Here is a 16,074-nt window from a genome sequence, read left to right on the forward strand (position 1 = left end):
TCGTTCGATTAGTTTAACACTGATGACTTGTTATCTTGCAATTCGAAAACCAAGGTCATATCGTTTGGTATTTGGCGCTTTTTTCTCCCGAAAAGCGCAACGGAGCTCTGCTTCAGCTCGGTTCCAAGCGCCACCTCGGATTACTCGTTCTGTACCCGAGCTTGGTCCCAGTGGATTTTGACTCGGAGAAATTGAGTAATAGTCCTCCTGGTACCAGTCGTTGCACCATTCAAACACGTTCCCCGCCATATCATAGAGCCCGAAGCCATTAGGCTGAAACTTACCAACTGGCAAAGGCCCCCGGTTATTCGAAAAATGGGCCATTGAGTCCACCAATACTCCCTGATAAGATTGATAATTGCAGCGCGTACCAGGGTCTTCATCTCCCCAGGGATATTTCTTTGTCGCAAGTCCACCTCGCGCTGCACGTTCCCATTGGGCTTCTGTGGGCAAATGAAAGCCATTTTTCGAAGGATTATAGCTCCAATTCGTTGTATCATAACAGGCATTAAATCCATATTGCTGGCTAAGCCAATTGCAATAGCGCACTGCGTCGTACCAGCTAACCCCAACTACTGGATAATTCGGATAGTTCAAAAAGTATCCGATCGGCGCTTGACTGGCTCCTCCTTCTGGCGGATAAGCTCGGTGGGTTAGATCACAATAAATTTTGTATTCTGCATTGGTCACTGCGTACGGGGCGATATTGAATTCATTTAATCGGACAGTGTGGGGAGGCTTCTGGTCGAACAAACCATCGATATCCCCCATTAAAAAACTATCTGCTGGGATCGAAACAACTCGATCGAGCTTTAAGTCACTGGCAATTAGCCTCACCCGAAAACTTTCGCCATATTGTTCAGGATAATCGATGCCAGCATCCCAAACGATAAGCTTATCCTTGCCAGGTAGAATTGGAAAACCGTAATTACCACTGAAGCTTTTAGCCGGTACCGTGAAAGTCTTGCCGCTATCCCGCGAGACTTCAACGTAAACGAACAACATATCATTCTCTGGATCGCTTACATCGTAGCGGATGTCCACTAAAAAAGTGCCAGTCCGTTGCTCTGCAACGAGCGATTCAATCACTGGATTTCTATTTTGAGCTAAGATGTTGCTGATAACAGTCATGCAACAGCCAAAGGCGATCAGAATCATTTTTTTCATCATGGAATGAGCTCCACTTATTATGATCTACAACTGATTTTCGGTGATAATTTTCCTTTTCACACCCATGTACAAAACTTCACCCCCCACAGATGATAGCCTCCGCTTTTTCTAATTTTTTTGAAAGATTATCTCCCAATCACCGGGGTGGTACCGATGGTGGCGTCGGCGGTAAAGGAAGCACCTCTTGATTTCGCCAGTCCTCCTCCCAGAATCGGGAATCAAAAAGGAGTTCTGAAGCTCCATTGCGCGAGTCATTGCCGGGCAAATAACCAAGTTCGAGATTCTGCGAAAGCTGCATTAAACGATCTTCTGCTGATGTCGATAATGTGCCGAGTGCTTGATCTTTGCCCGCTGGGCCTGAAATTCCTGCTTCGAAAAATGCTGCGATAAAACTGCCTTGCTCGATGCTCTCCAAAGCCATGGCAAGGTCAAGATAGTTGGCTGCCAAAATAAAGCCAGGATCCAATCGGTTTGCCTCTCGAAAGCTGGTCACTGCTGCAGAATAGTCTCCGAGATCATATTGCTCCAAGCCACGACAGAACGCCTTGAACGCCTCCAGGCTCTTTGTTCGATTCATCCCAATTCTTTTGCGCTGCTCAGGAGTCAACTTGATCCCAAGCTGATCTATAACGCTGAACACGATATCCTTTTCGAAATCGAACAGCTCAGTCAATTCGCCACTCATCTCTTTTCCCTGCAGCGCACTTCGGGATTTCGTGTTGATCAAATTGGTCTGGATAGAAAGATAACGGTCCGCCTTGATCGTAAACGAACCATTCACAAGGTTTTTCGCTCCCATCAGGCGACCGAAGCGTGGAGCTGTGGCTTCATCAGCCAAGCCAGCCATCCCCAATTGCATTTCTTCAACAAGCTTTTCTAAATAAACCCGCTCAAGTACTTTGAGTTGATTTACCTGAGAAAGATCGGTAATCATCATCTCAGCCAGCCCTTTGCTCAATGAATTCCAATTCGGATCTTCCATGACGTTCAAAAAATAAAGTACGCCAATGGCGTTATCTTCAATCTGATGATCGCCGATCTGATTTTCCATTTTTACTGCCATAGCAATTCGCTGGCCAATTTCGTCCTTCACCAATTGTTGAAATCTGGCCTTAGAAAGTTTATAATATGGGTCGGAGCGGGACATCGATGTGTAAAATCGATAAACTTTTTTGGCGAGCGGCTTTTTATTCAGCATCTCCAGGTTCATCCCCCCATAAAAAATGGCGCAGCTATTTCTGCGATCTTGACTCAGGATCTGTTTGCTCAAAGCGAACGACTGTTTATATTTTCCGAGCTTGAAATAGGCGATCATCGCACCAGATAAGGCGCGGATGTCCTTGGATAAGCCCAATGAGCTACCGCTCTCCGCAATTTTCAGATACTCGCGAAGCGCATTTTCATAGTCATTGGCCTTTAAGTAGCGGTCCGCCGTCATATATCGACTTGTTGCACAGCCGAATAACAAAACTAATAAAGCGGAAAGAAAAAGGATCTTGCTATTCACAATCGCTCCTCTCTAAAAAATGTTTCTGGCTCGATAGTTGTCAATTTGAATTGTTGTCTGTGAGAACCAATCATGAAATATGATTTTTTTGAGGCATGTTTCGACTATTCTGTATCACTATAGAACAAATCTCTTCCTTTTCCCCCAGACATAGGAAGGATATCTGACTGGCTTTAAGCTGCTTTTTCTAATATTTTGTTGGATTCAATTAACAAAAAGCGATCAGTTTAACGACAAATTTGAAATTAGAGTGAATTCGTGCAACAACTATTCCCCAGCATGGGTTTGTTGCAAAATTAAAACTTCGACAATGCCGCTAATCTTGCTACTAACTAATATTGAACTTTTGCTCGTTTTGGACTTTAAATTCTTAGTCAATGACAAATCTACCTGATTCATGAACTGTCAGTGATTATTAAAATGAGTTGTCCAGGCAGTTTGGACCAAATTATACTCCGATTATCACAAAGGATTATATCATGCTTATTGGATTAACTGGAACCAATGCTTCTGGAAAAACAACGATTCTTAATTATCTCATCAAAAAGGGATTTGAGCCTTATTCGCTCTCTGATATTATTCGCGAGGAACTGGCTCGATTAGGGATGACACCGAGTCGCGAAAACCTGATTGAAATGGGGAATAAGCTTCGGGCGGAAAAAGGCGCGGCGGTTCTGGCAGAAATGATCAAACCAAAACTATCTGGACGAAATGCAGTGATCGACAGCATTCGAAATGTATCTGAAATCCGATCGTTGCAACAGTTGCCCAATTTCTTCCTTTTGGGGGTTGATGCGCCAACTGAACTGAGGTTTCAACGTGCCATGGTTCGAAATCGACCGGAGAACGTGAATAATCTGGAGGAATTTTTAACAATCGAGCAAAGAGAGAAAAGTGATGATCAGCACCAACAGAATATTAGCTCGTGTCTGGCATTGGCCGATTTTAGAATTTACAATGATGGGAGTCTCGATCAATTGTACCGTCAGGTGGATGAGGTTTTGGATGAAATGAGAAGGCGCGTTCGTCCCAGTTGGGATGAATATTTTCTCAAGATGGCATTTCTGGTTGCTGAACGATCGACTTGCTTGCGCCATCATGTAGGGGCAATTATTGTGAAAGATCGGCATGTATTAACGACAGGCTATAATGGTGCGGCCAGAAATATTGATGATTGTACCAAACTCGGGTGTCTCAGAAATCAACTCAATATTCGCTCTGGCGAGCGCCATGAAATCTGTCGTGCCATCCATGCAGAGCAAAATGCCATCATTCAGGCTGGGGTCCATGGCGTTGCCATCGATGGTGGAACGTTGTACTGCACCCATAGCCCTTGCATTATTTGCGCCAAAATGATCGTGAATGCTGGATTAAAGCGCGTCGTATCTTGTGGCGAGTATCCAGATAACTTTAATCTGGTCATGGAGCTATTTCAGCAGGCAGGTGTTCGGTTTGAGCGCATTGCACAACCAGATATGACCATTCGGTTACTGCTATAAAATAACAAACGGCCGGTGAAACGGCCGTTTGGTTTTTAGCCCTTGTCGCCACGATTTCGAAATAAGTGGGCGCCACTTTCAAAAAGATTGACCACCACTGATCCGCTAAAGTCAATTTATGGCTCTTGCATGTGCGGATACGGAAAATCAGTTGGTGGAAGGAAATTCTCTTTAATGGCTCGTGGCGTTACCCAGCGCTGCAAGTTGATAATGCTTCCTGCCTTATCATTGGTACCTGAGGCCCGACTGCCACCAAATGGTTGTTGACCAACCACAGCTCCAGTGGGTTTATCATTAATGTAAAAATTTCCGGCCGCATGCGTCAATATTTCAGCCGCTTGAATGATGGCATAGCGATCGCGCGCGATAATCGATCCAGTTAACCCATAGGGTGAAGTCTCATCGCATAAATGTAAGGTCTCTTCATATTTTTCGTCGGGATAAATATAAAGCGTAATTACCGGACCAAAGATTTCCTCCTCCATTAATTTGAACTTCGGATTGTTAGTAACAACAATAGTCGGTTCGATAAAATAACCTATCGCGTCACTGTAATTGCCACCGGTAATGAATTCAGCCTCCGACGATTTTTTCGCATAATCGATATAGCTGATAATGCTTTCATAAGCAGCACGATCGATCACCGCGCCCATAAAATTGGTGAAATCCTCTGGTGATCCCATACGAATCCGTTTCACCGCAGCAATTAATTTTTGCTTCAACTCAGGCCAGATGCTGGATGGGATATAGGCTCTCGACGCTGCCGAGCATTTCTGTCCCTGATATTCGAATGCTCCTCGGACCATGGCAGTTGTCAACGCATCCAGATCGGCAGAACGATGCGCAAAAATGAAATCTTTTCCTCCGGTTTCACCCACGATGCGAGGATAGGTTCGATATTTCGCAATGTTATTCCCAATAGTTTTCCACATATCTTGAAATACCGATGTCGAACCGGTGAAATGAACGCCTGCCAAATGCGGACTGGCCATCACTGGGTTTCCTACCGAGCCACCAGGGCCTGGAACCATATTGATCACCCCATCGGGCAGCCCCGCTTCTTTGAGCAATTGCATGATGAAATATGCAGTATAAACTGTTGATGATGCTGGTTTCCAAATCACGACGTTACCCATCATCGCGGGTGCTGTGGGCAAGTTGCCAGCTATCGACGTGAAATTAAATGGCGTCACTGCGAAGACAAATCCCTCTAATGGTCGATACTCGACATAATTCCAACAAGCTTTTGAGGATTGGGGCTGCTGCTGATAGATTTGCTGCATATAGTAAGGATTGAAGCGATAGAAATCGATCAGCTCGCAGGCAGAGTCGATTTCTGCCTGAAAAACCGTTTTCGACTGACATAGCATGGTTGCTGCATTGAGGATCGGTCGATAGGGGCCAGCTAAGAGTTCCGCTGCTTTCAAGAAAATCGCGGCTCGTGCTTCCCAGCTCATGGAGGCCCACTTCGGCCGTGCCTTCAAAGCAGCGTCAATCGCCTGATTCACTTCTTTCTCGCTAGATTTGTGATAGACACCCAATAAATGTTTTGTCTCATGGGGACACCTGCATTCTGCTAATCGTCCAGTCTTTAACTCTTCACCGCCGACAATTATCGGAATTTCTATTTCCTTCGACTTCAACTCTGCAATCTTTGCCTTTAATGCCTTTTTCTCAGGACTTCCTGGGCCGTAGGACAAAACAGGCTCATTACTCGGAACCGGAACATTAAAAATACCATTCGTCATAAAGTTTCTCCTCTCATCATTTCTGGTTCAATTTAATTTGTTCATCGTTCTGGCAAAATATATCGATTAAAATGCACCTGAGACGCGGGAATTAATACCAAAGCCACATCGGATTGATCGATTGACTGCAAATGAGCGAGCATGATATCCGTATGTTGATAAAATCGCTCACGGTTTTCTGGAAGTATCGGTTCACCCGAGGCATTTTTGATCTTCAACGGATTGATCGGTCGACCATTCTCATACATGGCATAGTGCAAATGGGGACCGGTCGCCAATCCAGTCCTTCCCACGAATCCAATTACTTGCTTTTGTTTGACACTTGCTCCCTTCTGAATGCCCTCCGCAAAACCGCTCAAATGGCCATAGACAGTAACAAAATGACCGTTGCGATGCTGTAACTTAACAAAGTTACCAATGCCCCGATCATAACCTTTATCGAGGACAACGCCATTGGCAGCTGCAGAAACTGGTGTTCCCTCAGGCGCTGCGTAGTCAACACCGTAATGCGGCCGAAAAATTTTCAGGATGGGATGTTTTCGCGAGAATGAAAAATGGGAACTAATGCGCCGATAATTGAGCGGAGATTTAAGAAACGTCTTTTGAAACGAATTCCCTTTCGGATCATAATAGCCCTCATCCGCTGGCGTATTAGCGAAGTAGATCGCTGTGAATGTATCTGTTTTTGAGATATATTGAGCGGCTAAGATTTTGCCGTATTTCACGAACTGTTCTGTTTCAGGCGTATAGAATTTTTCGTAGACGATCCTAATTTCATCACCATACTGAGGATCAACAAAGAAATCGATGTCCCATTGAAAAATATCCGTGTAGGACATCAAAAGCTCTGGGGTTTCGCCTGCCTCAAGGACCGCATCATACACTGTTGTTTGGATATTTGCTTTCAAGTATTTTAATTTGGGGACCAAATCGACAGCGATCGTTCGCGAGTTATAGCTATTATTGCGATCCAGAAAGATATGAAACTTCTTTTCAACCGAAGGGCTATAGACCAACGAAAGCATCCTGCCCTGCCGGTCTACTTCGATCTCATAGCGATCCCCAGGCCGCAAGCGATTTAATGAGTAATGTTCTTTGAACGCTTCAATGATGGATTGAAGCAACTCAACAGCAATCCCGTTTTTGATGAGCAGAGCCGAAAGCGTTTCTCCCCGCTGCACTGTATCGAAAATCCTGATCGGCGCTTCGGCTTTTAGTGAAAAATTAGAAACATCAGGTAGATCTACCAGTTCATGGCTTTCCCGATGAGCTGGCCAAAAAGCATAGATAGCAAAGATGAGAAACGGAATGAGCAACAGCAGATTAACTATTTTTTTCATTGACGAGGTCTATCCTTGTTACAATTTCGTTTCAAGACAAATATAGCAAAATAACTGCAATATGTCAAGCTTTAAATCGGGAATCTATAAGCTGGATTCCAATTACTACTTGACTTTTGATCTTAATTCGCGTCATCTCTCAATGGGTTTGATGATCGTTTGTCCAGAAAAACCCGCCTTGAATTTCTCAGCATCATGCTGATCCCCAACTATATCCCCAAAATGCATGGGAATGACGATCTTTGGCTGGAACGCATTCGCTGCTTCGATCGCTTCGTCCGCAGTCATCACATAAGTCCCGCTGACTGGCAGCAACGCGATATCTACTTTCAGTCGTTTCATCTCAGGGATGAAATCTGTATCCCCAGCATGATAGATCTTTGTACCATCTGAAAGGGTGATCACGAAACCGATCCAGTTGTTTTCGCGCGGATGAAACTTCTTCCCGATGTTATAAGCGGGAACTGCGCGGATGCTAAGCTGATCCAGCTTGATCTCCTGATGAGGTGTTAGCGCAATTGCATTTGAACCCAATTGCTTGACCACATCTGTTGGTCCAACAAGTTTGGTTTGGGGGATTTTGATTTTATCAATATCCGCTTTGGAAAAATGGTCATAATGACTGTGGGTCACCAAAATATAATCCGCAGGCACCGCTTTGGATGACAATTTCCATGGATCGATGTAGATGTTCTTCCCCTGATCTTCGATCCGAAACGAATCATGGCCTAACCAATGGATGTTCTCTGTTTTCATTAGCGTCTCCTCCCTATTGACGATTTCGCTAGTCCATTTTTCAGAAACATCAATATGATTTGAAAACAACAAGCGCATGGCGAATTTTAGCTTATTTGCAGTGCATGCCCTTCCCCTGGTTTGATGTGGTAAAAATACCACCAAGACAGCAATTTTGAGGGCAATATTTTCGTTTTCCAGAATAAAAAGAATCTAGCTTGATGACGAATAGATCATAACAGCTCATCGAGCTTTTACAGCGATGCAAGCAATTTCGACATTGGCGTTTTTGGGCAAATTTGCCACTTGGACAGCAGCGCGCGCTGGTGGTTGGGCTGAAAAGTACTTTGAGTAGACATTATTGATGCGGCTGTAATTTTGAATATCGGTCATATAGACTGTAGCAGAAACCACGTCAGAATAATCCATCCCAGCCGTTTTTAACACGGCGCCGAGATTCTTCAGCACCTGTTCGGTCTCCGCTTCGATCGTCTCTGTCACCATTTGATTCGTTGCAGGATCAATTGCAATTTGACCCGAGCAATACAGCGTATTGCCTACTTTGATTGCTTGGCTATAAGGCCCTATTGCAGCGGGCGCATCAGGACTAACAATTACGGCTTTGTCAGGCTGCTGAGATCCTTGCGGTTGGCATGAAACGATTAATAGCATAACGACACTCAATAGAAATAAACCTCTCATACTTTTTCCTCCTTGCATGGTATTTTTATTTGGGTTTCAAAATCAGCATAATCAGAAGATTCATTCTGCAATTCTTGCGAACGAAAAATTCGATAGGCCTCAATAGTTGAGGCCATTCATTTGATGATGAAAAGGCCTTGTTCTTAACTGCCTCAACATCTCCATGGATTCCGAGCTCATGATGATCAGAATACCTATTTTGACTCCAAACCAAGCGTCAGTCCAGCGGAGGTCACATAAATTCGGGTCAGTTTTCCTGGTTCAGGAACCTGGGTCAGGCTATTGCTTTGCACCCCCTGAACCAAAAAAAAGTCGTAGCCGATCTTGAAAATCCAGCTCAAACTGGAGCTCTCCTCTTCAAAGACCAGACTATATTGGCTCGGGATTAAATTGCTATTAACTTTCTCATCGACAAAAAATCCACCTAATCGCGTCAATCGGTACATGTTTCTCAGTCCAAATATCCTCAGCCAATGCTTCCATTGGATCACATCGCCGCGGATAAACCAGCGATCGCCGATGATAAAATATTTTTGAGGCGTGTTTGGCAAACGGCCTTTGGTGCGAACTAATTCCAGTTCAATATAATTGTTGGTTGTATCCGCCTCGACACAACGCACCTCGGCAGCAAGGTCCTCATTTTCAAAACTGATAAAGGGCTGAATAAAGAGCCCGATAAACATGACCACCACACCAATAAAAATGAAAAACAAAATCAGTGAAATTCTTGTGACCTCAAACAAACAGCCAAGCTGTCGATTCTTGGTTTTGTCCACCGCTTTCCCTAATAAAAATTTCGTCAAGAAGTCGAGGACATCAGTAACGCCTTTTGAGAGAGCCGATGGTTTTTGTTCGGCAGCCTTTTTCTGTTCCACAGACTTGGCCCGCGATTTCAGAAACAAATGGACAAGCAAGGTGATGCCAGTAAGAATAATGGCAATCCCCATATAAATCGTCACTGTCTCTGTGAACGGTGCGTCTAAACCCAAGCTGAAATTCCTCCTGAGCTATGCTCATCATCAAGAAAACGTTAGCTCGTAGATGATATTTCATCATCCATGTTTTTTAACGACGCAGGAAATGGTTCAGTGCGAGGTAAACATTTGCTTTCCTGTATCGTGATGGACTATACTGGAAATTGCTTCGCCCCGCCGAACAACACTTGCTGCGATGCGAGCCAAGAAAGAGCGATCAAATAAGTTAATCCCATGGTCGAGACCATAATTGAGAACTTTCGCGAGGTTTTTCACCTTTTGAAACATGTCATAAGTGAAATCGGCTCGCCGCAACGGAAAAATCGAATTATTTGTCAACAGCGGATCAATATCAGGATCGAGATTGCCCGATTGAACGGCTCGATCCCAATCCAATGTGCCCGGGATCGGCGAAAATGAGGTCAATTTTGCTTTAGAACCAAGACCAATGACAAACAGCAGTCCCTCTACCACTTCGTCAACGGATTGGTTGGGCAAACCCATGATCACATAGGTATCTATCTCTTTGCGCCGATAGCCAGCTTGCTCTAAATAATCAAGCGCATTTGCCAAAGCGTCCTCGTCGATTTTATTCCCAATATCTGGTCGTCGCGCAGGATTCACGGTTTCAAAACTCAAGCGGATCGTTTTGAAATTGGCTTGAAACATCTTCTTTGCCAAATCGGGTGTGATTTCCTTGGCATGCATTCCATTGGGAGTATGGAAATCAATATGAAGCTTCCGTTCGATGATTGTGTCCAATATTGCAGATAGATGTCGTTCCTGATTGATCAGCAGGGCATCGTCGTAAAATGCGAAATGCCTGACGTGGCGGCGACGATAATAATATTCGATCTCTTCGATCACCATCTCAGGATCGCGCTGCCGAAATTTTCCAGCGATCAAATGGGATGCACAAAACGAACATCGATAAGGACAGCCCATGGATGTGATAACTGGTACAGAGATGAGTTTTTGATAGTAGTGATATGTTGGTGTGGGAAATTCCAAATTTCGATCATCGATGGTTCGATCATTTCCCGTCAACTTATCGAGCATTTTCAAAGCGGCAATTTCACCCGGACCTTTGATGACGATATCAGCACCAGCGTGCCGTAGAGCATGATCATAACAGAGTGTTGCGTAAATTCCACCCAGAGCAATCATCGTATTGGGAAATCTTTCTCGGAGCAAACGAATGGCAAACTGAGGCCCTGGATACCAATAGGTCATTCCGGAGGTTACTAAGATCGCTGCTGGCTGGGGAATTTGATCCAGCGCGGCGAAGAATGCCTCTAAGGGCAGACCATAACGGCAATATTTTCTGGGAATGTGCTTGAGAATGGCTGGTTTTTCCACCTCTGTTCGAATAAACTTCCCAGTACCGTATTTTTTTTGTTTTGTCTTGGGGATAAGCGGATGAAATCGATCCAAGCAATCGATTAAATAAGTCCGATAGCCATGTTGTTCTAAATAATGACCAATGGATAGCAAACCGATCGGTTTGATCCAAAAATCATATGCTGCGAAATCGAAAATCCAAGGGTTGACCAAAAGAATATTCTGGCTGTTCATCGCTCATTTGAGAAAAACGCATGATCGACTGACAATCGTTAGGTCATGAGGCACTAAAAATATTTTTTGCACAGCGATGTAAGGTCTCTGGCGTGCATGATCGATTGATGCGTTCTGTGCATGAATGAAAAATGGGTCAGCAAAATGACCCATTTCTGAAAATGTTGTCGGGGCGAGTGGATTTGAACCACCGACCTCTTGCTCCCGAAGCAAGCGCGCTACCCGGGCTGCGCTACGCCCCGATGATTAGAATATAAGGTTCACGTTCGCCGGCCATTGCTGTAAGGCCTCAAGACTGAAAATCAAAAATCTTGATTGGTTTCAACGGAAAAATTTGCTAACGAAACGCATATTTGATCAACAAAAAGCCGCCAATTAGCAACACAACGAAAACGATTGAGAGCCAATTGAAATATTTGTCGATAAAATTCTTGATTCGCTCACCAAAAATAAAAATCAGAGCCCCGACCGCAAAAAACCGAATCGACCGTCCGATGATGGATGCGATCATGAATACAGCAAAATTGGCATTGGCTGCTCCTGCCGAAATGGTGAACACTTTATAAGGGATCGGCGTGATTGCTGCGATTAGCACCGCCCAAAAATTATATTCATTAAAAGTCTTAAACAGCTCGGTAAATAGCGGTCGGGCATTATAGAAATCGATAATGCGCCAGCCGATAATATCCATCAACGCCAAGCCGATATAGTAGCCGAGCATGCCACCGATAACCGATGCAATACTAGTTTCCAGGGCATAGAAAAACGACCGCTTTGGGATCGAAATAGCCAAAGCAATCAACAGCACATCTGGCGGCACTGGAAAAAAGGAAGATTCGGCGAACGCCAGAATTATGAGTGCCAAAGAACCATAGGGAGTCTCTGCCCAATGGAGCACCCAATCATATAGCCTTCGAACGAAAGTCACTCGCTGAGTTGTTGTTCCCATCCCGATGTCCATCTCTGTCAAATTCGTGCTCACTCCTTCCACCCTTCCTTACCAATCAACGGTACAAATATGCAGCCGCATATTGTCTTAGTTATATAAGAGTCTCCCCTTTTTTTGATCAATTCCAAATTTTGGCGATATTGGCTTCCTACTGGGATCACCATCAAACCACCCTCGACCAACTGCTGCACCAAGGTTTCTGGAATTTCTGGTGCTCCAGCAGTTACAATGATCGCATCAAATGGCGCATGTTCCGGCCATCCCATTGTCCCATCGCCACATCGAATCTCCACATTGCTGTAACCTAATGCTCGGAGAATCTGTTGTGCGCGATCTGCCAATTCTCGATGTCGCTCAATTGAATAAACTTGCCCGCATGTCTCTGCCAAGATCGCCGTCTGATACCCAGAGCCTGTTCCGATTTCAAGCACTTTCTTATTTTTTTCCGGCTCAATCAGCTCGGTCATCAGAGCTACCATATAAGGTTGCGAGATGGTTTGCGAACATGGTATGGAAAGTGGCGTGTCATCGTAGGCACGTTCCCAATCTTTCTCATCGACAAATAGATGCCGCTTGATCTTACGCATGGCTCTAAGCACCGCTGGATGACGAATCCCTCGCCTCACCAGTTGGTCATGCACCATCCTTCGCCGGGCATCATTGAGCTGATTCATGGGCGAAATTTAATAATAAAATTCCAATAATGCAAGACATTTTTCATCGCAGCTCAAATTGCGATGTGATCTGCCATGGAGGATGAAACCGATCTCCATTTTTGAGACAAGATGCCATTAGATTTCAATCAAAATTGAGCCACTGTAAACGTGAAACCCACTCGGATTGATATAAGCGAGTTGAGGAGGATCTTTGGGCGAGCCGATAATTTCTGCACAACCGACCTCGCCCTGCTTATTTACCGCAATGAATTTGTCATTGTAGCGCTTCTTTTTGATCTGCTCTATTCCGCCATTCACATCGATGATCCGCTGACAGGCTGCCTCGCACGCCTGTTGGGGGGTTTTCCCTTGACGCATTAATTCCACCACAAAAAAGCTGCCGCAGGTCCTGATCACTTCCTCTCCGCGGCCAGTGGCTCCAGCCGCTCCGACTTGATTATCGACGTACAGTCCCGCACCGATGATGGGCGAATCTCCGACGCGCCCTGGGATCTTAAAGGCAAGGCCGCTAGTAGTTGTGATCCCAGCGATATCACCATTCTGATCCACCGCCAAGACGTTAATTGTTCCACTGGGACGCTCGGGATATTTTCCGTCTTTCGGCGGCAGCCAGTCATCCTGATCACTCATGTTTTCCTTCCAGCGCAACCAGGCCAATCGAGCCTTTTCGGTCAACAGATTTTCCTTCTTGAACCCATGGGCAAGAGCGAATCTCAAAGCCCCTCTGCCAGTCAACAGAATATGATCGGTACGCTCCATCACCAATCGTGCAACCGAACTGGGCGTCTTAATATGGCGCAAGGAAGCCACTGCACCGCAAGAATGGGTCGGACCGTACATGATACACGCATCCAATTCCACTTCTCCATCCTCATTGGGCAAGCCCCCATAGCCCACTGACATGTCTTCTGGGTCCAGCTCGACCACATTGGCACTTTTCTCAATTGCGTCAAGAATATTGCCGCCGCGCGATAGGATCTCCCATCCCGGTTCATTTACCTTCTTCCCCCAATCCGCACCTCGGCTGCACAGAATGATGGGAATCCTAGAGACAATCGATTTTTGGCCACTAACTTTTGCCCAAAGGGGAAATGACAACAAAGAAAGACCCAAACCAGAAATTCCTTTAACGAAATTTCGCCGCGTTATGTCTGAGTTCATTGTCCGCTCTTCCTATTTATCCGAATTGCCTATTTTGAATTGAGTGACTTGCTGAAGATATTGATAATTTTTTTAAATATCAAGTGGAAATTTTTAGAAAATTCATCCGATTATACTTTTTGATAGCAAATATTCGAGTTGGCGTGTCAAATTTCCTTGAATTTATTAACGAATCAAATACTCCGATATCGAACGCTTTTTTCCGATCGGCCTTCGCCCATCAAACAAAAGCTGATAAATTCTAAAAATCGTACTTGCTTTGTTCGTTTTTATTGTTTATATTTGGCGCTCTAAAAAGCATATTTTTAAAAATCAATTTCGAGGATGATCTATGAATAGCAGCTTTGATGATACCAGAATCACTGCGTTCCAACCGAAACAGGAGAAGGACCCTGAAACCAAAGAGATACTAAACAAGCTCGTTTTCAAGGGAGAGGCAAAATTGAATAACACCTTACAGATCTCTGATCTTTTTGCCGGCTTTCGAAAGCGGTTGATTCGGGTGAAGTTTGCTCCTCATGATGCTTATGATAACGATGTGGTATTTGATCACGTTAGCATTGAGGATTTTACTGTGAAAAATAAAATGGAACGGATCGGTCAGGGACGGGAAGTAGAACGCATCCCCGTGGAATATGTATTTTTTACTATGGCCGTCAAAATGGATGTTGAAGGGAATTTCTTGAAAGAACTCTATTCAATATTTCAGCGGACCGTTCGAATGGACATCGAATTCATCCAATAAAACGAAAGGGCGCCAGGCAGAATGAAAGCTCAAGAGACATCAGTTGAGCGATTCTGCTTGGCGCCTTTTTCATTTAAGAAGATCAAATTATGCAAAGATATTACAAAACCGGACCGATTTACAGAATATGCGCCACAATAATAAAGACATCATCCCGGATCTGCGTGAATTGTTGCTCTTGCATATAGCTTAACACGCTATCCGCAATCTGCTGAGAAGGCTGATTTCTCATTTGATCGAGGATATAAAGCAATCGTTTCATACCGAATTGTTCGCGCTGATCGTTTTCTGCTTCAACGATTCCATCTGTGTAAAAAAACAGCTTATCCCCGTTGTCCAGTTGAATTGTGTCCTGAGAAAAATTCTCCACTGGTTGTTTCTCAAAACCGATGATCATATTTTGGGATGACAATTTTTGAAACTTATCGCTGCTTTTTTTCCACAAAATAATCGCTGGATGAGAGCTCCCTGCATAGGTAAAGCTATTAGCATGGAGATCCAACTTCGAGGTAAACATGGTCAAAAACATGCCCGTTCGCTGAAAAATATCGATGACAAAATTGTTCAGATTATACAATATTTCATTGGGCTCAAATTCGTCACGGACCAAAGTGCGAACCTCACTACAAATTCGATTCACCAGCAGTGCGGCAGTGATGCCATGACCAGTGATATCGATCATCGTAATGTAAATGAATTGTTCTCCATCATAATAAATATCGGCAAAATCCCCTCCCACGCCGATCATAGGGAGATGCTTCAGCCCGATATCGATCCTGCTATTGCTGATGGGTAGAGGTACCAAGCTCTGCTGGACCTGTTCCGCTAATTTCAAATCATGCTGAATCATCTCATTATATTCTTCGATTTTTCGTTGCTGCCGCTCGAGTTCAATTTTCATCTGTCGATGTTTTAATGCTTGGGCGACTTTAAGCCTCAATTCTTCAACATCAACTGGTTTGGTGAGATATTCAAATGCGCCCAGTTTCATGGCGCTTACGGCTGATTTTATGCTGGCATGTCCAGTCAGAATCAATACCTCGGTCTCGGGACTTTTGTTCTTTCCAGCTTGCAAAACTTCTATCCCGTTCACCTCAGGCATTTGCAGATCGGAGATGATCAGATCAAAGGCCTTTTCCTTAATTCGTTCCAGCGCCTCTTTGCCGTTATTGGCAAGGGTTAATTCATGTTCATTACCGCCCAAGACCTTGGATAGAAGCAGTAAGATTGTATTATCATCATCAGCGATCAAAATGGATGACATTTAATTCCCTTTCTCCTACTCTTTTGAA

At 44.4% G+C, this 16,074-nt stretch carries 14 protein-coding genes, 1 tRNA gene and 1 pseudogene; 3 read left to right on the forward strand and 13 right to left on the reverse strand.

The features are described 5' to 3' along the window. Positions 1-30: 30 nt before the first annotated feature. Both ONB37_14710 and ONB37_14715 read right to left on the reverse strand, forming a co-directional pair. Positions 31-1,170: a formylglycine-generating enzyme family protein gene (locus ONB37_14710; GenBank protein MDZ7401406.1), complete on the reverse strand. Its 1,140-nt coding sequence runs from the start codon at positions 1,168-1,170 to the stop codon at positions 31-33. A 136-nt stretch (positions 1,171-1,306) separates the two neighbouring features. Continuing rightward, complete coding sequence (locus tag ONB37_14715) at positions 1,307-2,677, reverse strand: hypothetical protein (GenBank protein MDZ7401407.1); 1,371 nt, start codon at positions 2,675-2,677, stop codon at positions 1,307-1,309. 479 nt (positions 2,678-3,156) lie between these two features. On the opposite strand from ONB37_14715, the pseudogene ONB37_14720 reads away from it, so the two are divergent. Both ONB37_14720 and ONB37_14725 read left to right on the forward strand, forming a co-directional pair. After that, a pseudogene (locus ONB37_14720) lies at positions 3,157-3,531 on the forward strand (AAA family ATPase). Positions 3,532-3,687: 156 nt separating this feature from the next. After that, on the forward strand, positions 3,688-4,176 hold the full coding sequence (locus ONB37_14725; GenBank protein MDZ7401408.1) for a dCMP deaminase family protein: 489 nt from the start codon (positions 3,688-3,690) through the stop codon (positions 4,174-4,176). A gap of 116 nt (positions 4,177-4,292) precedes the next feature. On the opposite strand, the gene pruA is transcribed toward ONB37_14725, so the two are convergent. The 10 genes from pruA to ONB37_14775 all read right to left on the reverse strand — a co-directional run bounded on the left by pruA (position 4,293) and on the right by ONB37_14775 (position 14,037). Further along, entirely contained in the window at positions 4,293-5,924 is a 1,632-nt protein-coding gene (pruA, locus tag ONB37_14730) for an L-glutamate gamma-semialdehyde dehydrogenase (GenBank protein ID MDZ7401409.1), read from the reverse strand. A 41-nt stretch (positions 5,925-5,965) separates the two neighbouring features. Beyond that, positions 5,966-7,264, reverse strand: a complete 1,299-nt coding sequence (locus ONB37_14735; GenBank protein MDZ7401410.1) for a M23 family metallopeptidase — start codon at positions 7,262-7,264, stop codon at positions 5,966-5,968. A 132-nt stretch (positions 7,265-7,396) separates the two neighbouring features. Next, positions 7,397-8,020: an MBL fold metallo-hydrolase gene (locus ONB37_14740; protein MDZ7401411.1), complete on the reverse strand. Its 624-nt coding sequence runs from the start codon at positions 8,018-8,020 to the stop codon at positions 7,397-7,399. A 222-nt stretch (positions 8,021-8,242) separates the two neighbouring features. Then, positions 8,243-8,671, reverse strand: a complete 429-nt coding sequence (locus tag ONB37_14745; protein MDZ7401412.1) for a RidA family protein — start codon at positions 8,669-8,671, stop codon at positions 8,243-8,245. Positions 8,672-8,895: 224 nt separating this feature from the next. Beyond that, the gene (locus tag ONB37_14750) at positions 8,896-9,690 is read right to left on the reverse strand and encodes a hypothetical protein (protein MDZ7401413.1); all 795 of its coding nucleotides are present in this window, start codon (positions 9,688-9,690) and stop codon (positions 8,896-8,898) included. Positions 9,691-9,786: 96 nt separating this feature from the next. Next, complete coding sequence (locus tag ONB37_14755; GenBank protein MDZ7401414.1) at positions 9,787-11,250, reverse strand: radical SAM protein; 1,464 nt, start codon at positions 11,248-11,250, stop codon at positions 9,787-9,789. A 167-nt stretch (positions 11,251-11,417) separates the two neighbouring features. Then, positions 11,418-11,492 (reverse strand) — tRNA-Pro (locus ONB37_14760). 95 nt (positions 11,493-11,587) lie between these two features. Continuing rightward, complete coding sequence (locus tag ONB37_14765; GenBank protein MDZ7401415.1) at positions 11,588-12,178, reverse strand: VTT domain-containing protein; 591 nt, start codon at positions 12,176-12,178, stop codon at positions 11,588-11,590. Positions 12,179-12,228: 50 nt separating this feature from the next. Beyond that, positions 12,229-12,873, reverse strand: a complete 645-nt coding sequence (locus ONB37_14770) for a protein-L-isoaspartate(D-aspartate) O-methyltransferase (protein ID MDZ7401416.1) — start codon at positions 12,871-12,873, stop codon at positions 12,229-12,231. Between the two features lie 117 nt (positions 12,874-12,990). After that, the gene (locus tag ONB37_14775; protein ID MDZ7401417.1) at positions 12,991-14,037 is read right to left on the reverse strand and encodes a N(4)-(beta-N-acetylglucosaminyl)-L-asparaginase; all 1,047 of its coding nucleotides are present in this window, start codon (positions 14,035-14,037) and stop codon (positions 12,991-12,993) included. Positions 14,038-14,368: 331 nt separating this feature from the next. Here ONB37_14775 and ONB37_14780 point away from each other — a divergent pair, with 331 nt between their 5' ends. Further along, a complete protein-coding gene (locus ONB37_14780; protein ID MDZ7401418.1) occupies positions 14,369-14,782 on the forward strand; it encodes a hypothetical protein in 414 nt (137 codons plus the stop codon). A 118-nt stretch (positions 14,783-14,900) separates the two neighbouring features. Here the strand turns inward: ONB37_14780 and ONB37_14785 are convergent, their stop codons facing one another. Further along, on the reverse strand, positions 14,901-16,046 hold the full coding sequence (locus tag ONB37_14785) for a SpoIIE family protein phosphatase (GenBank protein MDZ7401419.1): 1,146 nt from the start codon (positions 16,044-16,046) through the stop codon (positions 14,901-14,903). Positions 16,047-16,074: the final 28 nt, after the last annotated feature.

Source organism: candidate division KSB1 bacterium, assembly GCA_034506395.1.
Lineage (GTDB): Bacteria > Zhuqueibacterota > Zhuqueibacteria > Thermofontimicrobiales > Thermofontimicrobiaceae > Thermofontimicrobium.